The following is a 20,175-nucleotide window of genomic DNA, read 5'->3' as shown; positions in this document are numbered from 1 at the left end:
CGTTAGAGTGCAGTTGTGAAGACATTTATCAATTTTGCACTCAACGTCATTGCCGTCGCGGTGGCCTTCTGGGCCGTGGTAGCGATTGTCCCCGGAATCGACATCGTTCCTGCGACCACCCAGAATTTCCTGCTCATCGCGGCGGTCTTCATCATCGTCAACGAGGTCGTCACCCCAGTGCTCCGCTTCCTCGGCGCACCGCTGACCTGCCTGACACTGGGCCTCTTCGCGCTCGTCATCAACGGCGCGGTCCTGCTCCTCGTCAGCGCGCTCATGGACTCACTCGTCATCGACGGCTGGGGTGCTGCCATCATCGGCGCGATTGTGCTTGCGATTGTCTCCAGCGTGGTGAACTTCTTCACCAGCCCTCTGCGGGTCCGCAACTAACCGCCAGCAAAAGGCGGGAGGACATCGACGCGGGAGGCGTCGGCAAGCACGGCGTCTTCCTTTGCGCTCGCGCCATCCACCAGGAAGGTGCAGCGCTCCAGCACCTCCGCAAAGCTCATGCCGGCCTCGGTGCTGCCGGTATGACGAGCACGCAACACGTCCAACAGCTCCCCCAAGGTCGCCGCCTGCGCCGTGTCTTGCGCGCGCCCTGCGGCGGCGCGGGCTGCGGCAAAGTAGTGTATATCAACCATGGTTGCCACTATGCCAGCCTCCGTGACAGGAAGGAACTCGATGCGCACCTATGAGGAACACCTCGCCGCCGTTCGCGCGGCCCTTCCGCAGCCCCGGGTGGTGTCCACTCCCCTGGCCAACGCCTTCGGGCGCCGTGCCGCCGCGACGTACCGCGCGGAGCACAACCTTCCGCCTTTCGATAATTCGCAGATGGATGGCTATGCGCTTTCCACATGTGACGGCGGCACCTTCACCGTCGGCCGCACCATTGCGGCGGGTGATCCCCCGGGCTCACTCGAGCAAGGCACCGCCCTCCCCATCATGACCGGCGCGAAGGTCCCTGAGGGCACCGCCACCATCGTTCCCGTCGAGCACTGCGAGCCCCCGCACTTCACGGAAGAGGGCGCCACGGTCACCGTGCCGGCAACCCCTGAGCAGTTCATCCGCCGTGCGGGCTCCGACGTCACGGTCGGCACAACCCTCATCAATGAGCACGCGCTTCTCGACGCCCCCTCCATCGCCACCCTCGCCTCCCAAGGCCTGGCCGAGGTCCTCACCTTCGCGCCCGCCCGCATCCTCATCTGCACCGGTGGTGCGGAAATCGGTGGCGCGGGCGAGGCCACCATCCCCGATTCCAATGCGCCCATGCTCGCGGCCTTGGCCGCGCAATATGGCATCGAGGTGGCCGGCTTCGTGCGCACGAATGACGATCCTTCTGCCCTGCGCGCGGACCTCGCCGAGGCCGTCATTACCCACCGCCCCGATGTCATCGTCACCTCAGGCGGTATCTCCCACGGAAAGTTTGAGGTCATCCGCCAAATCTTTGAAGAGGACGGCTGGTTCGGCCACGTGGCGCAGCAGCCCGGTGGCCCGCAGGGCCTGTCGCGTTTGGGCGAGGTGCCCGTTGTCTGCTTCCCCGGCAACCCCATCTCCACGCTGGTAAGCTTCCGCCTCTACTTGGCACCCGTTATCGGCCGCGCTCCCGCTCCATTTTGCGCACGCCTTACTGAGCACGCCGAAGGCTTGGAGGGCCGCGAGCAGTTCCGCCGTGGCACCCTAGCTATCTCCGACGGCACCGCCCAAGCCTCCTTTCTCGGCGGTACTAGCTCCCATCTGATGTCCCAGGCCATCGGCGCCACTGCCCTTATTCGTATCCCCGCCGGCGCACAGCTTTCAGCCGGCGACCTCGTGGAGGTGTTCCCACTCTCATGACCCGACGCGCACTCGTTATCGTTGCCTCGACCCGCGCCGCCGCCGGCGAATACGAGGACCGCTCCGGCCCTATCTTGGTGAACTTCCTCCGTGAGCAGGGCTTCGATACCCCGGAGCCCGTCGTCGTCGCGGACGCCGACATCGACTCAGCCCTCGCCACCGCCTTCGCCGATGCACCCTCCGTCATCCTCACCTCCGGCGGCACCGGCATCACACCAGATGACCGCACAGTCGAAGCGCTCACCCCGCACCTGGAGCGCGAACTGCCCGGCCTGGCCCATGCCTTCTACGCGCACTCGGCCGCCATCCCCACCGCAGCACTCTCGCGTACCGTTGCGGGCGTTTCTGGTCGGACTTTCGCCATGGCCCTGCCCGGCTCCACGGGTGCGGCCAAGGACGGCTGCGCGGTCCTCGAACCAGTTCTTCACCACATCATCAACCAGCTGGAAGGCATCAATGAGCACTAACTACGGCCTTCTCGGCGCGCACATCAGCGCTGAGCCCATCACGGCCCCCGACATCGCCACTGCGGAAACGGGTGCTGTCGTTTTATTCGACGGCATCGTGCGCGACCACGATTCCGGCCGCGGGGTCAAGCTCCTGACCTACACCGCGCATCCCTCCGCCCAGCAGGAGATCGAGCGTGTCGCCGGCGAGGTCGCCGCCGCCTTCCCTGTCGTCCGCCTCTGGTGCGCGCACCGCACTGGAGCACTAGAAATCGGCGAGTCCGCCTTCATCGTCGCCGCCGCCTCCGCGCACCGCAAGGACGCCTTCGAAGCAGCGTCGACCTGCGCCGACCGCGTCAAGGCGGAAGTCCCCATCTGGAAGGAACAGCTGCATACCGATGACACCACCACCTGGGTAGGCCTGGAATGAGTTCCCGCTACGCACGCCAGGAAACCCTGTGGGGAACCTCCACACAGGAACGGCTTCGCGCCTCTACCGTCGCCGTCATCGGCGCCGGCGGCTTGGGCTCGCCTGCCCTGCTTTACCTTGCCGGCGCGGGCGTGGGACGCATCCTGCTTTTCGACGACGACACCGTCTCCCTCTCCAACCTGCACCGCCAGGTCATCCACACCACGGCGACCGTAGGCCAGCCCAAAACCGAATCCGCCGCCGAAGCCTTAAACGCCCTCAACCCGGAGTGCACCGTCGAGCAGTTCTCGCGCCTGACACCTGATACCGCCCTGGACCAGCTGCGCGGCGCTGACCTCATCATCGACGGCACCGATAACTTCTACTCCCGTCACCTTGCCTCCTGGGCCGCCCACGAGCTGGGCATTCCGCACGTGTGGGCCTCGCTTCTGGGCTACGACGCGCAGCTCACCGTCTTCCATTCCGGCCACGGCCCGGTCTACGAAGACCTCTTCCCCACCGATCCGCAGGTGCCCTCCTGCTCGCAGGCCGGCGTGATGGGACCGGTCGTCGGCGTGGCCGGCTCCGCCCTGGCCGTCGAAGCGCTCAAGCTCCTCACGGGCATCGGCACCCCGCTCATCGGCACGCTGGGCTACTACGATTCCCTCGCCGGGACCTGGGAGTACATCCCCGTGCGCGCAAACGGCGCCACCCCGGCGCGCCCCGACAACCCCACCGACATCCGCGACATCCCAGAGGACGCCACGCTTATCGACGTCCGCACCTCCCCCGAGCGCGCCGCCTCCCTCATCCCCGGCTCGCAGCACCTCCCGCTCGATGACATCCTCGCCGGCCACAACCCGCCCCTAGACCCCGCCGACCTCGCCGTCCTCTACTGCGCCAGCGGCCTGCGCTCCGCACAGGCCGTCGAGGCCCTGCGCGCCCGCGGCTTCAGCAACGTCTACTCGCTGCGCGGCGGCATCGACGCCTGGCAAGAGCACATCTCCGAGCTCGAGGCCGAAGCCGACGCCGCCCACCGAGGCGATCTAGAGACCATTTCTCTTGAAAAACTAGAGGCTGAATGTGGCGTGGAAGATTAGCTTCACGCCACGCGGTGCGAAAGCCTTCCGAAAGCTAGCCAGGCCAACACAGAAGAGAGTCAGCAGGTTTCTTCGCGAAGTCTACGATTAATCAGCCAGCGGGTCAGTTCCGCCGAGCTTCATTTCGAAACGCTCGTAGTCTTCTAGGTTCGCAAAGTGCCGCGAGTAAAGATCGCAATCGCGGTCTACATAACCATAGAGGGCTGGCGCGACATCCACGATGTGCCGTACCTTCACATCCTCACCATCGGCCTGCTCGTTCGCCATCGCTTCAACGCGTTCTCGAGCCTTCTCGTCCGACTCCGCATACACAATATAAAAGTCCTCGCGGAAGAAGCTTTGGGGAGATGAACTGGACTTTTTAGCAAGTTCCATCACGACAATTCCAACATAAGGTTCCATTGCCAGCTACTGTCCTTTCCGGTTCTTGGTCAGCTTGGGCTCGACCCTACCTGCTCACCCAGACCATGTAACGCGGAAAACTCAGCCGGTCGCCCTTTAAGCACATCTCCAATGAAGACCCATTCCGCGCCCGTGGCTTCAGCAACGGTCTACTCGCTGCGCGGCGGCATCGACGCCTGGCAAGAGCACAACGACACATAGCCCGCACTCTTGCTCAGTCTCCTCTGCCCACATGGCATCTTGTAAAAGGCGTCAACCAGAAGGCGTTTTCAGAGCCAAAACGCCTTTTATCCCGAGCAAATGGCGTTTTTGATCCCAGAGATGCCTTTTGACAGATGCCATTTGCCAGACGCCTTTCGCAGAGGTCCTCGGCCGGTCGCCTTGTAAACTCACTGGCATGAGAAGCCGCCAGTATTACGTCGCTACCGCTGTGGTGTGTGCTCTCACGCTGGTGTACATGCTGCTGCGTTGGGACTCGGTGCCCGATCCCATCCCGGTCCACTTCGATGGCTCGGGCAATCCGGACCGCTTCGAACCGAAGTCCTTCCTCAACGCAACGGTCCTCGTGTGGATCGGCGTTGTGTTCGCCATTGCGCTGCCACTGTGTGTGCCGCCGATCTCGCTGGCTCGAAAAACAATGGATGTTCCGGCAGAGTCAGCTCTTCCGTTCTCCGAGGCCACCGCCCAGCGCGCGGAGCTGCTCACTGGAAAGACCTCCACGTTCATTGCCCAGACAGTCCTCACCATGACGGCCTGCGTGTGCCTCACTGCGGTCTGCACCGTCATTCCGGATATCCCCTTCTCGGGCTTTCTCCTCGTGGCCGCGTGGATAGCCTTCACCGTGTTCGTCATGATTCAGGGCGTCCGGTTAACGCTGACATCTGCGAAGGCTGTGAAAGCCATACCCACCGACCATGAAGAACAAGTTCGCAACGAAGCACTTCGTTTGCCGGCAACATGGGCATCTACAACGAGCCCACCGACCCCATGTGCATGGCAGTCTTTTCCACGAATTCTTCGAAGCTGCAGATCAACACCGCGCACGAACCTGGCCGGCGCTACCTGTGGCGCATGGGCATCGCTCTCGCCGCATCCATAGCGTTCTGCGTGCTCATCACCGTACGCTAGATGCATGGAGCACCTGTTTGAGCGCGCACAGTCAATTCTTTCTGATGCCACCCACGTCGAGGTTTTTACCGGCGCGGGTATGAGTGCGGACAGCGGCATCGCCACGTACCGCGATGCACAGACGGGCATCTGGGAGAACGTGGATCCGGTGGCGATGGCGTCGATAAGCGCGTGGCGTAGCGAGCCTGAGCCCATGTTCGCCTGGTACTTGTGGCGCGCACAGCTTGCGCAGCGGGCCGAGCCCAACGCCGGGCACCGCGCAATTGCCGCCGCACGCGGCATGACGGTGACCACGCAAAATATCGATAACCTGCACGAGCGCGCCGGAAGCCAAGACGTGGTTCACCTGCATGGCTCCTTGTTCGCATTCCGCTGCACCGACTGCGATACGCCGTATGACGAGGACATTGCACTGCCGAACGAACCGGTCGAGAGCATCACTCCACCCGAGTGCCCCGTGTGCGGCGGGCTCGTGCGCCCGGGCGTGGTGTGGTTCGGCGAGGCCCTGCCCGACGACGAATGGGCTGAGGCCGAGCGCCGCATGTCCACCGCGGACGCGCTGCTCATCGTTGGAACCTCCGGCGTGGTCTACCCCGCCGCCGGCCTGCCACAGATTGCCCATGCGCGCGGCATCCCCATCGTGGAAGTCACCCCACAGCCCACGGACCTCTCGCCGCTTGCCAGCGTGGTGGTCACCGCCACCGCAGCGGAGGCGCTGCCTCGCATCCTGGCGGGGCGGATCGGATAAACAGCAACCCGATATCCCGCGGCCCTTGCCCACCGAAATGTACAAGATGTACATTTGCAGTATGAAAACGATGTCAGTGGCATCCAGCCAATTCCGCCAATCCCAAAGCCAAATTCTTGAAGAGGCACAGCACACACCCGTCGCCATCACTAATCGTGGAAGCCGGATTCGCGCTTTTGTCGTCTCTCCTTCATTTTTCGCCCGCGCAGTCGAAGCACTGGAAGATCGTGAGGATGTTCAGACCGCAGAGATTGCCCGAGGAGAAGCCGTAGAGATTTCACACGAAGACCTCAAAAAAGAACTCGGACTCACCTAATCGCCTTCTATGGCTAACTCCACTTATCGCATCACCTATAAGGCATCCGCAGCCAAGGAGCTACGCAAGCTCGACAGGCCGACACAGAGGCGACTACTTGCTGCAATCGAAGACTTGGCCATTACCCCTCGCCCGGATGGAGTAAAGAAGTTAAAAGCCTCGGACGACCTGTATAGAATTCGAGTCGGACACTATCGCGTGGTTTACGAGATCTTAGACGGAAAGCTCGTGGTGCTCGTGCTACGCGTTGCTCACCGACGAGATGTTTACCGGAAATAGGCAAAATTCCTCTCAGATAAACAAAACCGGTTCCACCCTGCCAGAAGGTGAATACTCCACTTCGATCAGAAGATAGTTCTTACACATCTAGATCGATGTCGTGCTCCTTAGCCTTTCCGTCCAGCACTTGCTCGTAAGACTCCAATAGCCGGCGAGCATTGACTGGGGAGCCGAAAAGATAATCAGTCTCTACCCACGCCGAATAGTTATCCTCTGACATCACGAAACCGCCTTCCTTACCACAACCATTATTCCCCCGAGAGGAGATGAATCCATGCTCTACCTTGTTCCAGGGGCCTTAGCGGGAATCACCTTTTACGCCATTCTCACAGCAGTGAGCTGGGCCATCGGGAAAGCCTGGCCACAACGACGTCTAAGCACACATAGCCGGTTGACCATCCACTGCCTTGCCGCAGTTGCATTTTCGATTTTTCTCGCCGTCGCTGGCGGCGGAGGAAACTGGGCCACCCACCTGCAAATTAGCGGATTCCTACTGGCAGGATGCGTTCTGAGCTTCGTTACAGCCGCGCAGGACAAGAAGCAGAGCCTGAACAAATGACCCCCAGAAACAGTTGGCGGAGGCGGCGGGATTTGAACCCGCGGTGAGTTTCCCCACGCTGGTTTTCAAGACCAGTGCATTCGGCCGCTCTGCCACGCCTCCTCGTCACGCGTCAGCATGCACCGCGCGCAACACGTTCAGAGTACTAGACTCCGCGGCGGGAGAAGAATTCGCCTCATCACGTTGTGCAAAGCGCCCAACACAACCTACGGAAAGCCATTGCCGCACGCACCTTGCTCTGGTTTACTCGGGCCCATGCAGACAGTCGATTCCCTCATCATCGGCGGTGGCGCGGCCGGCCTTCAGGCAGCGCTGGTCATGGTCCGCGCCCGCCGCAGCGTCCTTGTAGTTGATTCCGCCACTCCCCGCAACCGCTTCGCCCACGAAATCCACGGTGTCATCGCCCTCGAGGGCACGCCACCCCTTGAATTCCAGGAGCGCGGCAAAGAGCAGCTGCGCAGCTACGGCGTAACAATCGCGAACGCCACCGTAGATTCCGTTACGGATAATGACCGCACGCTCACCGCCACGTTGAGCAACGGTGAGACCGTCGCGGCCCGCTCCATCATCGTCGCCAGCGGCGTGGACGACGTACACCCAGCCATCCCGGGCCTCGAAGAAAACTGGGGAAATACAGTCCTCCACTGCCCTTATTGCCACGGGTTCGAGGTGGCGGACAAGAAGCTCGGCGTTCTCTGCATCGGCGAGTTCTCCCTGCACCATGCGGCACTCCTGCGCCAGTGGTCCAAGGACATCAGCTTCTTCACCAACGGCATGGAGCTCACCGAGGAGCAGCGCGCGGACCTGACTCGGCGCGGCATTGCGCTTGTCGACGGCCCCGTCACCTCCTTCCAAGATGGAAAGGTCCTGGTTGGAGACAGCGAACATGCCGTCGACGCCCTGTTCTACATGCCTGTTCCTCACCCGCACGATGAGTTCCTCACTGACCTCAACCTTGAGCGCCACAGCCCGCCGGCTGCGATGGGCGGAAGCCTCATCAAGGTGGGCCCAGCCGGTGTCACCAGCCACCCGCGCATCTGGGCCGTGGGCAACGTGGTTAACCCGCCGGCACAGGTGGCGGTAGCGATGGGCGAGGCCAACGCCGCAGCCATCGCGGTCAACGCGTTTCTCGTCGAGGATGATTGGACTTAAGTACGGTGGTGTGGCATGAAAGCCATCATTCAGACCAACCTGGAAGACCCACACTCGCTGGAGTTGGGGGAAACCGATAAGCCACAGCTCCAAGACGGCGAAGTCCTCGTTAAAGTCAAAGCCGCCGGCGTAAACCGCGCCGACCTGCTCCAGGCCCGCGGGCACTACCCACCGCCGCCGGGCGCTTCAGAGATTATTGGTCTCGAAGTCGCAGGCGAAGTCGTCGATGCAGGCGACACCGACGTCGAGGTTGGCTCCAAGGTCGGCGCACTACTGGCCGGCGGCGGCTACGCCGAATACGTCGCCGTACCGCAAGGCCAGCTGCTGCCCATCCCCAGCGGCTATTCCTTTGCCGAGGCCGCATCCGTCATCGAGGTGGCCTGCACCGTGTGGTCCAACATCGCGATGGAGGCGAAACTAAACAAGGGCCAGACCATCCTCATCCACGGCGGCGCGGGCGGCATCGGCACCTTTGCCATCCAGGTGGCGAAAAACCTCGGCGCCACCGTCGCGGTGACGGCTGGCTCGGACGAAAAGCTCGAGACCTGCAAGGCACTCGGCGCGGACGTCCTCATCAACTACAACGAGCAGGACTTCGCCGAGGAACTGAAGAACCAGTGCGATGTCATCCTCGACATCATGGGCGCGAAGTATCTCAAGAAGAACCTCATCGCGCTAGCTAAGGGCGGCCACATGGTCACCATCGGCATGCAGGGCGGAACAAAAGCCGAGCTCAACATGGGCATCCTCCTCAACAAGCGCCTGACCCTGCAGGGCACCACGCTGCGCTCCCGCTCGCTGGAGGGCAAGGCCGCCATCGTTGCGGATACCGTTAAGAACGTCTGGCCTTGGCTGGAGAACGGCAGCGTCAAGCACCATTTGCACGCTACCTACGCGCTTGCCGACGCCTCCGAAGCCCACCAAGCCCTCGACTCCGGCGAGGTCACGGGCAAGCTTGTCCTCGAGGTCTAAGCCAGGGACGCGACCACGCGGGTCAAGTGCTCAACGTCGTGGTACGTGCTAAACGGACTCAACGAGACCGTGACGGCACCGCCGACCTCTTCCACGCCCATCTCCGTGAGCAGCGGGGTGTGCGGGGCGATGGTAGTAACCAAGCCATTGTCGAAGAGCCGGCGGTGGATCACATCCGCAGGCACGTCGCGCACGGCGAAGGTCAGGCGCGGGAGGCGATCATCGGAGGCGTCGGCAGCCGCCTCCCCCGTCACGCCAAGGATGTGAACGGCCGGCAGCGTGCCCAACAAGCTATAGAGATCCCCCGTGAGATCCTCCATGTAACCCGCGAGGGTTTCCATCGAACGCGTCAGGCGCACGCGGCGCGAACCGCGCTCCCCGCCGGCAAGTTCCGCTAGATGATCCACCAAGGGTCCAACGCCGCCCGCCAAGCCCGCGGAGACCGGGCCAACGACAATCTCATCGAGGCGGCGGAACATCGCGGTATCGCGGAAGACTAGCGCCGCCATCTGCGGGCCACCCAGCGCGCCCACATCCACACCAAGAATGTCTGCCCCAATCGCATCAAAGTCGAGGAGACGGTAGGGGGCGATCGATGAGACGTCGACAAGCGCCCATGCGCGCGAACGCTCATGGACCGCATCAACTATGTCCGAGGCCGACGTGACCGTGCCCAGCAGCTCGTGCGCGGCGGAAAAAGCGACGAATCGCGTCGAGCCATCAACCAGATCGGCGTACTGGAAGGCTGGGAGTTCGCCCGTACCCAAATCCGGCTGCGCCCACCGAATATCAGCGCCCACGTGCTCAAACGCGCGTGTCATCTCCGGCGAATCAAAGCGGGAGAGCACCACCGAAGACTGGCGGCGCAGCAGCGGGCGCAGTGCAACGCCCAAGGACTGGTAGAGCACCGGCAGGGATGGGCCCAGGATGACCCGTTCCGCCGTGGCACCTGTGAGATCCGCCACCGCCCGGCGCGCAGAGGCATACATGTCTGCCGCGTTAAGCTCCCCCGGATCGTTGTGCGCCGAGTGCGCACCCACGGCGTCCTCCAGCGGCTTCACCGTGGCGGACATGCGGAAAGAACGGGCGACGCCAGAGGCCACGCGCTCCGCAATCTGCGGCGCGGCATGCGCGTTCAGGTAGGTCCAACCATCGGACAGACCAGTGTAAAGACCTCGCACGCTGGCGACGTCATACTGTTCCGTCATGCTTCAACCCTTCCTCCTGCTGCGGATGAACGCCCCCTACTCTATACGCCCCACCTGAATCTTTCCTAACCCTCGGTTTTCCCAGCTCGCCCGTGTTTTCCCAGGTTACGGGCGTGTGTGTAGGTGTTTGTGGGACGTGCGCGCTAGGGTGAAGGGCGTGCAAGACAAGAAAAACCTGCGTGACGACGTCGCCCGCATGACCTCCGCGCCTGCACCCGGCGAGGAGCCGGCCTCGCGTTCCATGACCATGTCGGCGGCCTTCGCCGATCTCCTGCAAGGCGCTCGCCAGCGCGAGCTGTGGTTCAAGCTGGGCATCCAAGACATCAAGCAGCGCTACCGCCGCTCGGTGCTGGGTCCGTTCTGGATCACCATCGCGACCGGTGTCATGGCCGCGGCGCTTGGCCTGCTGTACTCCATGCTCTTCCAGATCCCCGTGGCGGAGTTCCTGCCCCACGTGACCGTGGGCCTGATTATGTGGAACTTCATTTCGGGCGCCATCAAAGAAGGCTCGACGGTCTTCATCGACAACGAGGGCTTAATCAAACAGCTGCCCGCGCCACTGTCGGTGCACGTCTACCGCCTGGTCTGGCGGCAAACCCTCTTCTTGGGCCACAACCTCATCATCTGGCTGTTGCTCATTCTTATCTTCCCGCGCCACTTGGGCTGGGAGTTCTTCCTGTTCATCCCTGCGCTAGGACTCTTCCTGGTCAACGGCGTGTGGGTTGCCATGTTCTTCGGCATCATTGCCACCCGCTTCCGTGACGTTGCCCCGCTGCTGGAGGCTCTAACCCAGCTGCTCTTCTACGTCACGCCGATCGTGTGGATGACCAACACCCTGAAGGATCAGGGTGGTGCCGTGGCCAGCCGCGCACGCATCGCTGAGATCAACCCGCTGTATCACTACATGGAGATCATCCGCGCCCCCATGATTGGCGAGCCCGTCGCCGGTTATCACTGGCTCATCGTCATCGCCTGCACCGTCGCCGGCCTGCTCATCGCCGGCCTGGCCATGCGCCAGTGGCGCTTCCGCGTCTCCTACTGGGTCTAGAAAGGATCGTCCATGGTTTCCATTGATACGTATAACGCTTGCGTGGACTTTCCCATCTTTGATGCCAAGTCCCGCTCTCTCAAGAAGGCGATGCTCTCCACGGCCGGTGGCTCCATTGGCAAGAATGACCAGAACGTGGTCATGGTGGAAGCGCTCAAGGACATCAACCTCCACCTGCGTGAGGGCGATCGCGTCGGCCTCGTTGGCCACAACGGCGCGGGCAAAACAACCTTGCTGCGCCTGCTCTCCGGTATCTACGAGCCCACCCGCGGCGCCGCCAACGTGCGCGGGCGCGTGGCTCCCGTCTTTGACCTCGGCGTGGGCATGGACCCGGAGGTTTCCGGCTACGACAACATCATCATTCGCGGCCTCTTCTTGGGCCAGACCATCAAGCAGATGAAGGCCAAGATGGATGAGATTGCGGAATTCTCTGAGCTGGGTGATTACCTCTCCATGCCGTTGCGCACCTATTCCACCGGTATGCGCGTGCGCCTAGCACTGGGCGTGGTGACCTCCATTGAGCCGGAGATCCTGCTTCTCGACGAAGGCATCGGCGCCGTCGACGCCGCCTTCATGGCCAAGGCCCGCGTCCGTCTTCAGGACCTGGTGAAGCGCTCCGGCATCCTGGTCTTTGCCTCCCACTCCAACGACTTCCTGGCGCAGCTGTGTGATACCGCCCTGTGGATCGACCACGGCCAGATTCGCTCGGTGGGCGAGGTCTCCGAGGTCGTCGGCGAGTACGAAGGCCCTGAGGTGGGCCAGTACGTGCGGGATTTGCGCAAGCGCTTCGACAACGAGGAGAACGCCTAGCCACGGCCTTTGTTGTCACTGCCATACTGCGCATCAATCATCCACGTTCCGCGCTGCCGGAAGGCCGGGATGGTACCCCGCGCCGCCTTATTGGCGGCCGCGGAACCAGAAACGCCATTAGCCTTTGCCCATTCCGATAGGCGAATCACCTTCGGCGCGGTCATGAGCGTTATGCGCTTGTGTAGGGACTCGATGAGTTGCCGCGCGATGAGCGTGCTCAGCGCAGAGAAGTCCCCACTAACTGGGTAGCCACGGAACACAGGGTAATAGTGGCGCTCTTTTCCCTTGTTCGGAATGATGATGGGCGGTGCCCCTAGCTCCAAGAGCTGTTGATTGATAATGACGCGCCCGATGCGCCCATTGCCGTCTGAAAAAGGATGAATGGTTTCAAATTCCGCATGAAACCGCGCGATTCGGTCAACAAAGAAGCTAGTGTCCTCGTAGTATTCGGCAATGGCTGTGTCCACCAGCCTGTCCACGTATTCAGGGTTGGCTCCCATATGAGCGCCCACGCGAACCCACTCCCCCCTTCGACGAAAGCGTCCCGCCCAGTCGTCATTGATGCCGCGAAGCAATATGCCATGCAGTCGCAGAATGAGGTTTGCATCGAGCTTACCGACGCCCCGAATAAGTTCCTCAGTCACGTCCGCCAGGTTTTTGGCCTCAAAGACTTCCCGTAAATCGTGCGCTCTGGCGGTGAACCCCGCCAAGATGTTCTCGGTGTCCTCCAAAGTCAGCGTGGAATTCTCAATGGCGTTCGAGTTATACACCGACTCCGCCACCTCTGCGCGTGCTATCTCCGCAATGGCCTCGGAGTTGTCCTCCCGCAACGCTGCATATTGGTCAAGAAGAGCGTCAATTTTTGAGATGGTCCGCGCGTTAAGCATGCCAATATTGTACAAGTATCCGTGAAAACGAGTCGATACTCTCCTATTTTCACGAATGATTCGTCATACTGCGAAGTTTGCTCCCAAAAGCTCGCGCAGTTCCTCACTCATCCCGGCCACAATCACTTCCGGCCCCGGCTGGTAATCTTCTTTGCTCAGCACGGCCTTATTGCCTTCGATGGTGTACCCCAGCTTGCGTGATACAGCCTGGGACGCCTCATTGCCCGGCTCCCATTCGGAGCGCAACGTGCGCGCACCCAAGTAATCAAAACAAAAGACCGCAGCGGCGTGGCGAACCTGCGTACCTATCCCGCGGCCCTGAAGGCGGTGGTAGATCCACGAGCCAGTTTCGACCTCATGGTTATCGGGAAAACTCTTCGCCCGCAGATCCACAGAACCAATGACTTCACCATCAAGGTGCACACCGAAGTCCAGCGACCATTCTTCCGGGGACATCTGCGCACGGTGCGCCCACCGGAAACTCGGATCAGGCTTCTGCTTCAACCACGGAAACGTGTAATCCGGTAGCGGCTCACCAAAAATCTCGGCGGCAGTGACACCATGAATCGCAGCGATGTCGTTATCACGCAGCACCCGCAGGGTCAGGTCACCCACGTGGATGGAAACTCGAAAGGGAGCCCACATTTCTTCAACGCTTCGTACGGTCATAAGGTCACTCTACTGTGTGCGGAACTCGTCAATGGGCCCATGCGCTGGAAGAATGCATACCCCTGTATGGGTGAATCACGATAGATACTTTTTCTATTTGCTCTTTTTCTTAGTTCCTTTCAAGCTAAAATTGTCGCGAGCCTGAATCACAGGCACTGTTCTCTCTTAACTCTAAGGAGCCCTATCATGAAGCGTATCGCCGCCGGCGTTGTTGCCGCTGCTACCGCACTGTCCCTGTCCACTGGTGTTGCCTCTGCTGCCGGTGACCCGAATGCTCAGAATGGTTCTTCCAACGACTCCTACACTACTGGCTACATTGTCGGAAGCATCGTGAAAGAAGCAGCTGGTCAGGACGGCATGACTTCCTCCGTAGAGGAGATCGCTGAGAACAGCAAGGCTGACGGAAACCGCTCGCCACTATTCAGTTCCTTCAAGTCTGACGCGGCGAACGGCTGGAAGCTAGGCACCACTTTCGACATTCTTTGGGGAACCGGCGTTGCAGTAGCCGTCCTCGGCGCTGCTTACACCGCAGTTCAGAACGGTCTCATCCCGGGCGTTTCCCTTCCGTTCTAATCTGAACGCATCAAGCTTTTAGCTTTGAAGTTCTAGCTCCAGTCCTTTGAGGGCTGGAGCTTTTCCATATCGCATACTTTTTAGCCTTCACTTCTTTATCATTTTCTTTACTTTCGCTACCTCTACCTTTCTTCCAAGGAGTACCTCCATAAAGCGTTTCACCGCCGCTGCCGTTGCCGCCGCCACTGCACTGTCCCTGTCCATCGCCCCGGCTACTGCTGCTGAGAAGGGTTCTTCTGAGGTCTCCGAGGCTGAGGTCTTTGGCTACATCCTGAAGCAAGGGGCTAAGGAACTCGTCGGCGGTGACGGCTTCGCCTCCTCCGTGGATTACGGCATTGAGAAGGGCGCTGAAGCTATCAGCAGCAAAGGCAGCAGCGAGGGCAGCAGCACTCCTGAGGAAATCAAAGAAGGACTTGAGACTGCCGGCTCCGCCAAGGACGTGGCCATGTCTTCCCTGAAGAATGACACCGCCAAGGAATACCCGGTGGGCACCACCGCTGAGATCCTCGTTGGCACCTCCATCGCCGCGATTGTGCTGGGCCTCATTGCTGGTGTTGTCAATGCTGTGAACTCCGGTCTCATCAAGATTCCGGGCTTCAACGCCTAAACCTCGGCCACCTCCATGTCACGCACCTGAGCGCCACATGCGGGTGGCACAATAGAACCCATGACTGCCACCCTGTCCCAGGCCGGAACAACGGCCGCTGTGATCGTCACCCACCAGCGCGTGGAGCTGCTACGCGCCTCCCTTGAGCAGGTGGTGAACCAGACGCACCCGGTGCAATGGGTCATCGTGGTGGATAACGGTGCGGAAGCAGCAGTGAAGGAGCTCCTCCACGAACTGGCCGGTGAGCGCGGCGTCTACGTGCCTTCCGAGACCAACCTTGGCGGCGCAGGCGGCTTCGCGCTGGGCTTCCTTACGGCATTGGCCCTCGGCGCGGATGCGGTGTGGTGCGCGGATGATGATGGCCGCCCCGCCGACCATCACGTGCTGGAGGAGCTCTACCGTGTGGCGGAAAACAACGCACTCCACGAAGTCTCCCCCGCCGTGTGCAACATCAACGAGCCCGCCAAACTGGCCTTCCCTCTGCGCCAGGGCCTGGTGTGGCGGCGCTACATGAGCGAGTTGGAGGGTGACTTCCTCCCCGGCATCGCCTCCCTATTCAACGGCGCGCTCATCTCCGCAGAAGCCATGGAAATCATCGGCGTTCCAGACTACCGCCTGTTCATCCGCGGCGATGAGGTGGAGTACCACCGCCGCCTAGTCAACTCAGGCCTAAACTTCGGCACCGCGCTGACCACGAGCTACCTGCACCCGGATGGCTCCGATGAGTTCAAGCCCATCCTCGGCGGCAAAATGCACACGCAGTACCCGGAGGGCGAGTTCAAGCGCTTCTTCACCTACCGCAACCGCGGCTACCTGTTGTGGCAGCGCGGCATGCGCAAGCTGCTGCCGCAAGAATTCGCGCGTTTCGGCTGGTTCTTCATCGTGCAACAGCATGACGTGAAGGGCTTTATGGAGTGGCTGCGCCTGCACAACCGCGGACGCAAGGAAGACTTCCGCCGGCCCTAAACCTCAAAGGACTTGCGCGTGCTGCGGAAGATCACCCACCGCTGCACAAAGAAGTTGATAAGCGTTGCCGTGCCCTGGGCAATCACGAAAGCGACCGCCAGCGCCCAGGACGAAGGCCAGTCCAGCGTGTGATCAAAGAAGGGGAAAGCCCAGCGATACAGCACAATGTTGATCGCATAGGTCATGGCGTAGGTGGCAAACACGGCAGCAAAGCGGCGCTTCGATGCCCGCGCGTTGAAGGTCCACCGCCGGTTCAATAAATAAGCCACCAAGGTGCCGGCGGCAAAGCCAACGGTCCGCGAGGCCACATCGCCGAACATACCTAAACCAATTTGAAAGAGCCAGGTCAGGGAGACGTCGATAAGCGCGGCAATGGCTCCCGTGATTGCAAACTTCGCGCCCTGCGCCTGCAGGGAATTCGACCGTGAGAGGCGTTCGGCGCGACCAGCCATGGTTACTTTCCTTTGAAGATGAAGGCGCGCTGAATGGCGAAGTTGGTCACCGTGGCAACGCCTTGTGCGATGACGAAGGCGATGGTGTCCTTGACCGCGCCTTCAAAGCCCAAGCTGATCAGCGGGGCGTTGAGCACCCAATACAGGAAATTCTGTACTGCAAAGGTGGACAGGTACAGCAAGCCCACGGCACCGGCGGTGCGGCCGGAAACCTGGGCACCAAAAGTCCACCGGGCATTGGCCACGTAGGCGGCGATGGTGCCGAAGACCCAGCCAATCGCCTTCGCCAGGGAACGATGCAAACCCAAATAAGTAAGGAAGAGGGTCAGGCCATAATCAATCGCCGCGGTGAAAACACCAACGGACACGAAGCGCACGAGTTGGGTCTTCATGCTAGAGGTAGGTTCAGTCACGGCGAAATACTCTACCCGCGGATAAGGGCGCGGTAAATGTCCAGGCGGTCCACGGGCGCGACGGCATCTTCGCCATAGGCGCCGAGGGATGACAAAACCTTAAGCGACGCCGAGCACAGCTCCCGAATCGCCGAACCGCGTAATTCCTCACCGTCATCGTCGACCCAACCCAGCGCCGCCATGGCGGTCTCTACGACGGAATCAGTCAACTCGCGCCCGCCCATGCAGGACAGTGCCAGAGCCATGGACCAGAAAGCATCCTTGCCCTCATTCGTCACCTCGCGCGGCAAGGTGCGCAGCTGGCGGAACGCCTGAGCATCAATGCTTACCTCACGCTTCAGGTCCAGTGCTTGGAGGAGCGGAACGAAGTCGTAGAGACGGGTTCTCTCAATCAGCGCGCGGACGGGACTAATAACAAGATCCAACACCTCATCGATGGTTTCCTGGCCCGTTAGCTCCGCATTCACGGCGGTGAGATCAAAGGGGGTCTGGAAAGAGCCGGAACCGCCCACGCACAGGGCCTCCGGCGTCCCGCTATCGCGCGGGTAGGTCCCCACCACAATGATTTCGAAATCCCACAGCCCCCAGGCGTAATCAACCTGCTCGCCTTCGCGGCTCAAGAATTCGCGCACGGTGTGGCTCGGATCGATGCGCTGGCCGCGGGCATCTGTGTGCTCAAAGAAGTGCCACGGTGAATCCTCTTGCGGCAGCCCGAAGCAGATTTCAAGAATGTGGTGGAGCTCTTCCAACGTGAGCGCGTCAGAGAAACCGATCTGGCGGTGAACCTCTGCTTCTGCGCGAACATTGGATACCTGGCACAGGAGGGTTTCACCACGATTGGCGCGGACCTGCGCCAAATCTGTGACCTGTGAGCTCATGTGCCCCACCATACGCATTTTTAGTTACGCGCGGTGAGCTCGCGTGCTTCAAGCTCGCTAAGGATGAGGACGATGGCAGCACTAATTCCGCCCCATACCGTCCAGGGTTTTGCCGCCCCACGGCGGCGAATAAACCGGACCACGCTTTGCTCAGTCTTCACAGTGATCCATCCACCCAGCACAAGAATGGCGAAGGCAACTGGGATGGCCCACACGGGAACGTCGGGGGTCTCCGGCTCCGGGCGGTCCTCATGGCTCTCTGCATTAGTGATAGCCACGAGCGCGCCGAATCCGAGGAAGGACAGCACGTAGGCGAAAACGAGCGCAGTCTTATTCTTGATCCAGTCAGGGAACGCGGTCATGATGCCCACGGCCGCAGCTTGGGTGATGCGTCCGGCAAGGGTGTCATCCAGCGCATAATTGTCTTGCTTGGGAGAAGTCATACCGCCCCACTTTAGGCGGGCGGTAGGCTACCGTGCATGTACTCCTCCAAAAAAGAGCACCTCACCCCGGCCCAGCGAGCAGCGCAAGATGAGCGCGCCGAGGAAGACAAGCGCCACGGCCACTATCTGGCCACTGAACACACCTCGCTGCCGCTCAATGGTTTCATGACGCGGCTCATCGCCGAGGAACTCCCCATCCTCGATTCCGTCTCAAGGGCAAGAGTCTACGAGATCCTCCGTGAGTATGACGGCCCGGAGATCACCTCCCAGGAAGAGCTGCCGGAAGAGATCCGCGAGATTATGGATCTGTACTAATTCCGAACTAAAACCACATAACCGGACAGTACAAATGTTCCGTTTACTTGGCTTTTGTACCTAATCTCACGTTTTCACTCACGCCACAGGCACTGTCACCTAGGTAGGGTAGAGAACCGACCCATCACATCGAATCAAAGAGTAAGAGATGGAACTGCATACTACTGAGAAGTCCCTCCACGGTTGGGGCCGCACGGCGGCGACAACCGCCCACGTTTTGTCCACCCCAGACGTCGACGTCATCAAGACTGCCGTCGCCCAGGTGGCTGAGGACAACGCTGATAAGCCCGCCCACCTGCGCCGCGGCGTCATCGCCCGCGGTATGGGCCGTTCCTACGGTGACCCCGCGCAAAACGCCGGTGGCCTCGTCATCGACATGCAACCCCTCAACAAGATCCACTCCATCGATCCGGAGTCGGGCATTGTCGACGTCGACGGTGGCGTCACCCTTGACCAGCTCATGAAGGCCGCTCTGCCCTACGGCCTGTGGGTTCCTGTCCTGCCGGGTACCCGCCAGGTCACCATCGGCGGCGCTATCGGCCCGGACATCCACGGCAAGAACCACCACTCCGCCGGTTCCTTTGGTAACCACGTCACCTCCATGGAGCTGCTCGTCGCCGACGGCCGCGTCCTCCACCTGGAACCGGAAGGTGAGAACAGCGAACTGTTCTGGGCCACCGTCGGCGGCATGGGCCTGACCGGCATCATCCTGCGCGCGCAGATCAAGATGACCAAGACGGAAACCGCCTACTTCATCGCGGATACCGACCGCACCGATAACCTCGATGAGACCGTGGCCTTCCACTCCGATGGCTCGGAGCACAACTACACGTACTCCTCCGCGTGGTTCGACGTCATCTCCCCGGAGCCGAAGCTGGGCCGCTCCACCATTTCGCGCGGCTCTTTGGCCACCTTGGAGCAGCTCGAGGAGCTTGCCCCGAAGCTGGCGAAGGACCCGCTGAAGTTCAATGCTCCGCAGCTGATGACGGTTCCGGATATCTTCCCGAACTTCACCATGAACAAGCTCTCCCTCATGGCTATCGGTGAGGCTTACTACCTCATGGGCGCCCCGGCGCGTAACCAGGTCAAGAACCTCACGCAGTTCTACCAGCCGCTGGATCTCATCGGCGAGTGGAACCGTGGCTACGGTTCCAACGGCTTCCTGCAGTACCAGTTCGTGGTGCCGACCGACGCCGTCGAGCCCTTCAAGGAGATCATCCGGGACATGCAGCGCTCCGGACACTACTCCGCGCTCAACGTGTTCAAGCTCTTCGGCCCCGGCAACAAGGCCCCGCTGTCCTACCCGATGCCAGGCTGGAATGTCTGCGTGGACTTCCCCATCAAGCCGGGCCTGGGCGCCTTCCTCGACGATCTGGATAAGCGCGTCATGGAATTCGGCGGCCGCCTCTACCTGGCCAAGGAGTCCCGCACCTCGGCGGAGAACTTCCACAAGATGTACCCGGGCCTCGAGGGCTGGCTCAAGACCCGCAACGACATCGACCCGACCGGCGTCTTCGCTTCCGATATGTCCCGCCGCCTCGAGCTGCACTAGAAAGGAATCACCT

Annotated in this window: 29 protein-coding genes and 1 tRNA gene; 19 read left to right on the top strand and 11 right to left on the bottom strand. The window is 61.2% G+C overall.

Features of this window, described 5'->3' with window-relative positions:
• The first annotated feature begins 15 nt into the window (after window positions 1-15).
• Entirely contained in the window at window positions 16-387 is a 372-nt protein-coding gene (locus tag QP999_RS05300) for a phage holin family protein (RefSeq protein WP_070524615.1), read from the top strand.
• Here QP999_RS05300 and QP999_RS05295 read toward each other — a convergent pair.
• Entirely contained in the window at window positions 384-638 is a 255-nt protein-coding gene (locus QP999_RS05295) for a MoaD/ThiS family protein (protein ID WP_070524618.1), read from the bottom strand. The genes QP999_RS05300 and QP999_RS05295 overlap by 4 nt on opposite strands.
• A gap of 40 nt (window positions 639-678) precedes the next feature.
• On the opposite strand from QP999_RS05295, the gene QP999_RS05290 reads away from it, so the two are divergent.
• Genes QP999_RS05290 through QP999_RS05275 form a run of 4 tightly spaced genes read left to right on the top strand, consistent with a single transcriptional unit; the run spans window position 679 to window position 3,785 of the window.
• Window positions 679-1,830, top strand: coding sequence for a molybdopterin molybdotransferase MoeA (locus QP999_RS05290; RefSeq protein ID WP_070596309.1), 1,152 nt, complete (start codon window positions 679-681; stop codon window positions 1,828-1,830).
• Window positions 1,827-2,297 (top strand): MogA/MoaB family molybdenum cofactor biosynthesis protein, encoded by a 471-nt coding sequence (locus tag QP999_RS05285; protein WP_284847827.1) that lies wholly within the window; start codon window positions 1,827-1,829, stop codon window positions 2,295-2,297. The genes QP999_RS05290 and QP999_RS05285 overlap by 4 nt, the downstream gene beginning before the upstream one ends.
• Window positions 2,287-2,706 (top strand): molybdenum cofactor biosynthesis protein MoaE, encoded by a 420-nt coding sequence (locus QP999_RS05280; protein WP_284847826.1) that lies wholly within the window; start codon window positions 2,287-2,289, stop codon window positions 2,704-2,706. Before QP999_RS05285 ends, QP999_RS05280 begins: the two co-directional genes overlap by 11 nt.
• A complete protein-coding gene (locus QP999_RS05275) occupies window positions 2,703-3,785 on the top strand; it encodes a ThiF family adenylyltransferase (RefSeq protein ID WP_230310820.1) in 1,083 nt (360 codons plus the stop codon). The genes QP999_RS05280 and QP999_RS05275 overlap by 4 nt, the downstream gene beginning before the upstream one ends.
• An 87-nt stretch (window positions 3,786-3,872) precedes the next feature.
• Here QP999_RS05275 and QP999_RS05270 read toward each other — a convergent pair whose 3' ends face one another.
• Window positions 3,873-4,187, bottom strand: a complete 315-nt coding sequence (locus QP999_RS05270) for a DUF4288 domain-containing protein (RefSeq protein ID WP_070596302.1) — start codon at window positions 4,185-4,187, stop codon at window positions 3,873-3,875.
• A gap of 397 nt (window positions 4,188-4,584) precedes the next feature.
• Between QP999_RS05270 and QP999_RS05265 the strand changes: the two genes are divergently transcribed.
• The 4 genes from QP999_RS05265 (at window position 4,585) to QP999_RS05250 (ending at window position 6,658) form a co-directional block, all read left to right on the top strand.
• Window positions 4,585-5,286: a DUF1648 domain-containing protein gene (locus QP999_RS05265; protein ID WP_284847825.1), complete on the top strand. Its 702-nt coding sequence runs from the start codon at window positions 4,585-4,587 to the stop codon at window positions 5,284-5,286.
• A gap of 33 nt (window positions 5,287-5,319) precedes the next feature.
• A complete protein-coding gene (locus tag QP999_RS05260) occupies window positions 5,320-6,063 on the top strand; it encodes an NAD-dependent deacylase (RefSeq protein WP_154736216.1) in 744 nt (247 codons plus the stop codon).
• 70 nt (window positions 6,064-6,133) lie between these two features.
• Entirely contained in the window at window positions 6,134-6,379 is a 246-nt protein-coding gene (locus QP999_RS05255) for a prevent-host-death family protein (protein WP_284847824.1), read from the top strand.
• 9 nt (window positions 6,380-6,388) lie between these two features.
• Window positions 6,389-6,658, top strand: a complete 270-nt coding sequence (locus tag QP999_RS05250; protein WP_154736215.1) for a type II toxin-antitoxin system RelE family toxin — start codon at window positions 6,389-6,391, stop codon at window positions 6,656-6,658.
• A gap of 79 nt (window positions 6,659-6,737) precedes the next feature.
• On the opposite strand, the gene QP999_RS05245 is transcribed toward QP999_RS05250, so the two are convergent.
• Entirely contained in the window at window positions 6,738-6,878 is a 141-nt protein-coding gene (locus QP999_RS05245) for a type II toxin-antitoxin system Phd/YefM family antitoxin (protein WP_010188335.1), read from the bottom strand.
• Window positions 6,879-6,932: 54 nt separating this feature from the next.
• Here QP999_RS05245 and QP999_RS05240 point away from each other — a divergent pair, with 54 nt between their 5' ends.
• Complete coding sequence (locus QP999_RS05240) at window positions 6,933-7,217, top strand: hypothetical protein (RefSeq protein ID WP_070533431.1); 285 nt, start codon at window positions 6,933-6,935, stop codon at window positions 7,215-7,217.
• Window positions 7,218-7,231: 14 nt separating this feature from the next.
• Here the strand turns inward: QP999_RS05240 and QP999_RS05235 are convergent.
• A tRNA-Ser gene (locus QP999_RS05235) sits at window positions 7,232-7,319 on the bottom strand.
• Window positions 7,320-7,472: 153 nt separating this feature from the next.
• On the opposite strand from QP999_RS05235, the gene QP999_RS05230 reads away from it, so the two are divergent.
• Window positions 7,473-8,369, top strand: coding sequence for an NAD(P)/FAD-dependent oxidoreductase (locus QP999_RS05230; protein WP_284847823.1), 897 nt, complete (start codon window positions 7,473-7,475; stop codon window positions 8,367-8,369).
• Between the two features lie 15 nt (window positions 8,370-8,384).
• The gene (locus QP999_RS05225; protein WP_284847822.1) at window positions 8,385-9,341 is read left to right on the top strand and encodes an NAD(P)H-quinone oxidoreductase; all 957 of its coding nucleotides are present in this window, start codon (window positions 8,385-8,387) and stop codon (window positions 9,339-9,341) included.
• On the opposite strand, the gene QP999_RS05220 is transcribed toward QP999_RS05225, so the two are convergent.
• A complete protein-coding gene (locus tag QP999_RS05220) occupies window positions 9,338-10,549 on the bottom strand; it encodes an aminotransferase class V-fold PLP-dependent enzyme (protein WP_284847821.1) in 1,212 nt (403 codons plus the stop codon). The genes QP999_RS05225 and QP999_RS05220 overlap by 4 nt on opposite strands.
• 196 nt (window positions 10,550-10,745) lie before the next feature.
• Here QP999_RS05220 and wzm point away from each other — a divergent pair, with 196 nt between their 5' ends.
• Window positions 10,746-11,597, top strand: coding sequence for a galactan export ABC transporter permease subunit Wzm/RfbD (gene wzm, locus QP999_RS05215; protein ID WP_070533525.1), 852 nt, complete (start codon window positions 10,746-10,748; stop codon window positions 11,595-11,597).
• 12 nt (window positions 11,598-11,609) lie between these two features.
• On the top strand, window positions 11,610-12,407 hold the full coding sequence (gene wzt / locus QP999_RS05210) for a galactan export ABC transporter ATP-binding subunit Wzt/RfbE (protein WP_070520246.1): 798 nt from the start codon (window positions 11,610-11,612) through the stop codon (window positions 12,405-12,407).
• On the opposite strand, the gene QP999_RS05205 is transcribed toward wzt, so the two are convergent.
• Together QP999_RS05205 and QP999_RS05200 are read right to left on the bottom strand one after the other, a co-directional pair.
• Window positions 12,404-13,294, bottom strand: coding sequence for a Fic family protein (locus QP999_RS05205; RefSeq protein ID WP_250223957.1), 891 nt, complete (start codon window positions 13,292-13,294; stop codon window positions 12,404-12,406). The genes wzt and QP999_RS05205 overlap by 4 nt on opposite strands.
• Window positions 13,295-13,357: 63 nt before the next feature.
• Window positions 13,358-13,963 carry a GNAT family N-acetyltransferase gene (locus tag QP999_RS05200; protein WP_070533439.1) on the bottom strand — a complete coding sequence of 202 codons (606 nt, stop codon included), beginning with the start codon at window positions 13,961-13,963 and terminating at the stop codon, window positions 13,358-13,360.
• A 186-nt stretch (window positions 13,964-14,149) separates the two neighbouring features.
• On the opposite strand from QP999_RS05200, the gene QP999_RS05195 reads away from it, so the two are divergent.
• Genes QP999_RS05195 through glfT1 form a run of 3 tightly spaced genes read left to right on the top strand, consistent with a single transcriptional unit; the run spans window position 14,150 to window position 16,109 of the window.
• Entirely contained in the window at window positions 14,150-14,536 is a 387-nt protein-coding gene (locus tag QP999_RS05195; protein ID WP_230307919.1) for a hypothetical protein, read from the top strand.
• A 46-nt stretch (window positions 14,537-14,582) separates the two neighbouring features.
• Complete coding sequence (locus tag QP999_RS05190) at window positions 14,583-15,143, top strand: hypothetical protein (RefSeq protein WP_284847820.1); 561 nt, start codon at window positions 14,583-14,585, stop codon at window positions 15,141-15,143.
• 60 nt (window positions 15,144-15,203) lie between these two features.
• The gene (gene glfT1 / locus QP999_RS05185) at window positions 15,204-16,109 is read left to right on the top strand and encodes a galactofuranosyltransferase GlfT1 (RefSeq protein WP_070561659.1); all 906 of its coding nucleotides are present in this window, start codon (window positions 15,204-15,206) and stop codon (window positions 16,107-16,109) included.
• On the opposite strand, the gene QP999_RS05180 is transcribed toward glfT1, so the two are convergent.
• The 4 genes from QP999_RS05180 to QP999_RS05165 are packed head-to-tail and all read right to left on the bottom strand — an operon-like array spanning window position 16,106 to window position 18,295.
• The gene (locus tag QP999_RS05180) at window positions 16,106-16,561 is read right to left on the bottom strand and encodes a GtrA family protein (RefSeq protein ID WP_239248773.1); all 456 of its coding nucleotides are present in this window, start codon (window positions 16,559-16,561) and stop codon (window positions 16,106-16,108) included. The two genes, glfT1 and QP999_RS05180, sit on opposite strands and share 4 nt — an antisense overlap.
• A 2-nt stretch (window positions 16,562-16,563) precedes the next feature.
• Window positions 16,564-16,953, bottom strand: coding sequence for a GtrA family protein (locus tag QP999_RS05175; protein ID WP_070520260.1), 390 nt, complete (start codon window positions 16,951-16,953; stop codon window positions 16,564-16,566).
• A gap of 32 nt (window positions 16,954-16,985) precedes the next feature.
• On the bottom strand, window positions 16,986-17,852 hold the full coding sequence (locus QP999_RS05170) for a plasmid pRiA4b ORF-3 family protein (RefSeq protein ID WP_284847819.1): 867 nt from the start codon (window positions 17,850-17,852) through the stop codon (window positions 16,986-16,988).
• Window positions 17,853-17,872: 20 nt separating this feature from the next.
• Window positions 17,873-18,295 carry a hypothetical protein gene (locus QP999_RS05165; protein WP_070520265.1) on the bottom strand — a complete coding sequence of 141 codons (423 nt, stop codon included), beginning with the start codon at window positions 18,293-18,295 and terminating at the stop codon, window positions 17,873-17,875.
• A 36-nt stretch (window positions 18,296-18,331) separates the two neighbouring features.
• On the opposite strand from QP999_RS05165, the gene QP999_RS05160 reads away from it, so the two are divergent.
• Window positions 18,332-18,610, top strand: a complete 279-nt coding sequence (locus QP999_RS05160; RefSeq protein WP_070520269.1) for a hypothetical protein — start codon at window positions 18,332-18,334, stop codon at window positions 18,608-18,610.
• Window positions 18,611-18,758: 148 nt separating this feature from the next.
• Complete coding sequence (dprE1, locus tag QP999_RS05155; protein WP_070561667.1) at window positions 18,759-20,162, top strand: decaprenylphosphoryl-beta-D-ribose oxidase; 1,404 nt, start codon at window positions 18,759-18,761, stop codon at window positions 20,160-20,162.
• Window positions 20,163-20,175 lie beyond the last annotated feature (13 nt).

It is taken from the genome of Corynebacterium sp. MSK004, from assembly GCF_030232515.1.
In the GTDB taxonomy this organism is placed as follows: Bacteria; Actinomycetota; Actinomycetes; order Mycobacteriales; family Mycobacteriaceae; genus Corynebacterium; species Corynebacterium hesseae.
This window is presented reverse-complemented; position numbering and strand designations above follow the sequence as displayed.

Excerpts from the sequence above, each read along its gene's own strand:
- QP999_RS05295 (WP_070524618.1), bottom strand. The coding sequence starts at position 638 with ATGGTTGATATACACTACTTTGCCGCAGCCCGCGCCGCCGCAGGGCGC.
- QP999_RS05290 (WP_070596309.1), top strand. The coding sequence starts at position 679 with ATGCGCACCTATGAGGAACACCTCGCCGCCGTTCGCGCGGCCCTTCCG.
- QP999_RS05285 (WP_284847827.1), top strand. The coding sequence starts at position 1,827 with ATGACCCGACGCGCACTCGTTATCGTTGCCTCGACCCGCGCCGCCGCC.
- QP999_RS05280 (WP_284847826.1), top strand. The coding sequence starts at position 2,287 with ATGAGCACTAACTACGGCCTTCTCGGCGCGCACATCAGCGCTGAGCCC.
- QP999_RS05275 (WP_230310820.1), top strand. The coding sequence starts at position 2,703 with ATGAGTTCCCGCTACGCACGCCAGGAAACCCTGTGGGGAACCTCCACA.
- QP999_RS05270 (WP_070596302.1), bottom strand. The coding sequence starts at position 4,187 with ATGGAACCTTATGTTGGAATTGTCGTGATGGAACTTGCTAAAAAGTCC.
- QP999_RS05265 (WP_284847825.1), top strand. The coding sequence starts at position 4,585 with ATGAGAAGCCGCCAGTATTACGTCGCTACCGCTGTGGTGTGTGCTCTC.
- QP999_RS05260 (WP_154736216.1), top strand. The coding sequence starts at position 5,320 with ATGGAGCACCTGTTTGAGCGCGCACAGTCAATTCTTTCTGATGCCACC.
- QP999_RS05255 (WP_284847824.1), top strand. The coding sequence starts at position 6,134 with ATGTCAGTGGCATCCAGCCAATTCCGCCAATCCCAAAGCCAAATTCTT.
- QP999_RS05250 (WP_154736215.1), top strand. The coding sequence starts at position 6,389 with ATGGCTAACTCCACTTATCGCATCACCTATAAGGCATCCGCAGCCAAG.
- QP999_RS05245 (WP_010188335.1), bottom strand. The coding sequence starts at position 6,878 with ATGTCAGAGGATAACTATTCGGCGTGGGTAGAGACTGATTATCTTTTC.
- QP999_RS05240 (WP_070533431.1), top strand. The coding sequence starts at position 6,933 with ATGCTCTACCTTGTTCCAGGGGCCTTAGCGGGAATCACCTTTTACGCC.
- QP999_RS05230 (WP_284847823.1), top strand. The coding sequence starts at position 7,473 with ATGCAGACAGTCGATTCCCTCATCATCGGCGGTGGCGCGGCCGGCCTT.
- QP999_RS05225 (WP_284847822.1), top strand. The coding sequence starts at position 8,385 with ATGAAAGCCATCATTCAGACCAACCTGGAAGACCCACACTCGCTGGAG.
- QP999_RS05220 (WP_284847821.1), bottom strand. The coding sequence starts at position 10,549 with ATGACGGAACAGTATGACGTCGCCAGCGTGCGAGGTCTTTACACTGGT.
- wzm (WP_070533525.1), top strand. The coding sequence starts at position 10,746 with ATGACCTCCGCGCCTGCACCCGGCGAGGAGCCGGCCTCGCGTTCCATG.
- wzt (WP_070520246.1), top strand. The coding sequence starts at position 11,610 with ATGGTTTCCATTGATACGTATAACGCTTGCGTGGACTTTCCCATCTTT.
- QP999_RS05205 (WP_250223957.1), bottom strand. The coding sequence starts at position 13,294 with ATGCTTAACGCGCGGACCATCTCAAAAATTGACGCTCTTCTTGACCAA.
- QP999_RS05200 (WP_070533439.1), bottom strand. The coding sequence starts at position 13,963 with ATGACCGTACGAAGCGTTGAAGAAATGTGGGCTCCCTTTCGAGTTTCC.
- QP999_RS05195 (WP_230307919.1), top strand. The coding sequence starts at position 14,150 with ATGAAGCGTATCGCCGCCGGCGTTGTTGCCGCTGCTACCGCACTGTCC.
- glfT1 (WP_070561659.1), top strand. The coding sequence starts at position 15,204 with ATGACTGCCACCCTGTCCCAGGCCGGAACAACGGCCGCTGTGATCGTC.
- QP999_RS05180 (WP_239248773.1), bottom strand. The coding sequence starts at position 16,561 with ATGGCTGGTCGCGCCGAACGCCTCTCACGGTCGAATTCCCTGCAGGCG.
- QP999_RS05175 (WP_070520260.1), bottom strand. The coding sequence starts at position 16,953 with ATGAAGACCCAACTCGTGCGCTTCGTGTCCGTTGGTGTTTTCACCGCG.
- QP999_RS05170 (WP_284847819.1), bottom strand. The coding sequence starts at position 17,852 with ATGAGCTCACAGGTCACAGATTTGGCGCAGGTCCGCGCCAATCGTGGT.
- QP999_RS05165 (WP_070520265.1), bottom strand. The coding sequence starts at position 18,295 with ATGACTTCTCCCAAGCAAGACAATTATGCGCTGGATGACACCCTTGCC.
- QP999_RS05160 (WP_070520269.1), top strand. The coding sequence starts at position 18,332 with ATGTACTCCTCCAAAAAAGAGCACCTCACCCCGGCCCAGCGAGCAGCG.
- dprE1 (WP_070561667.1), top strand. The coding sequence starts at position 18,759 with ATGGAACTGCATACTACTGAGAAGTCCCTCCACGGTTGGGGCCGCACG.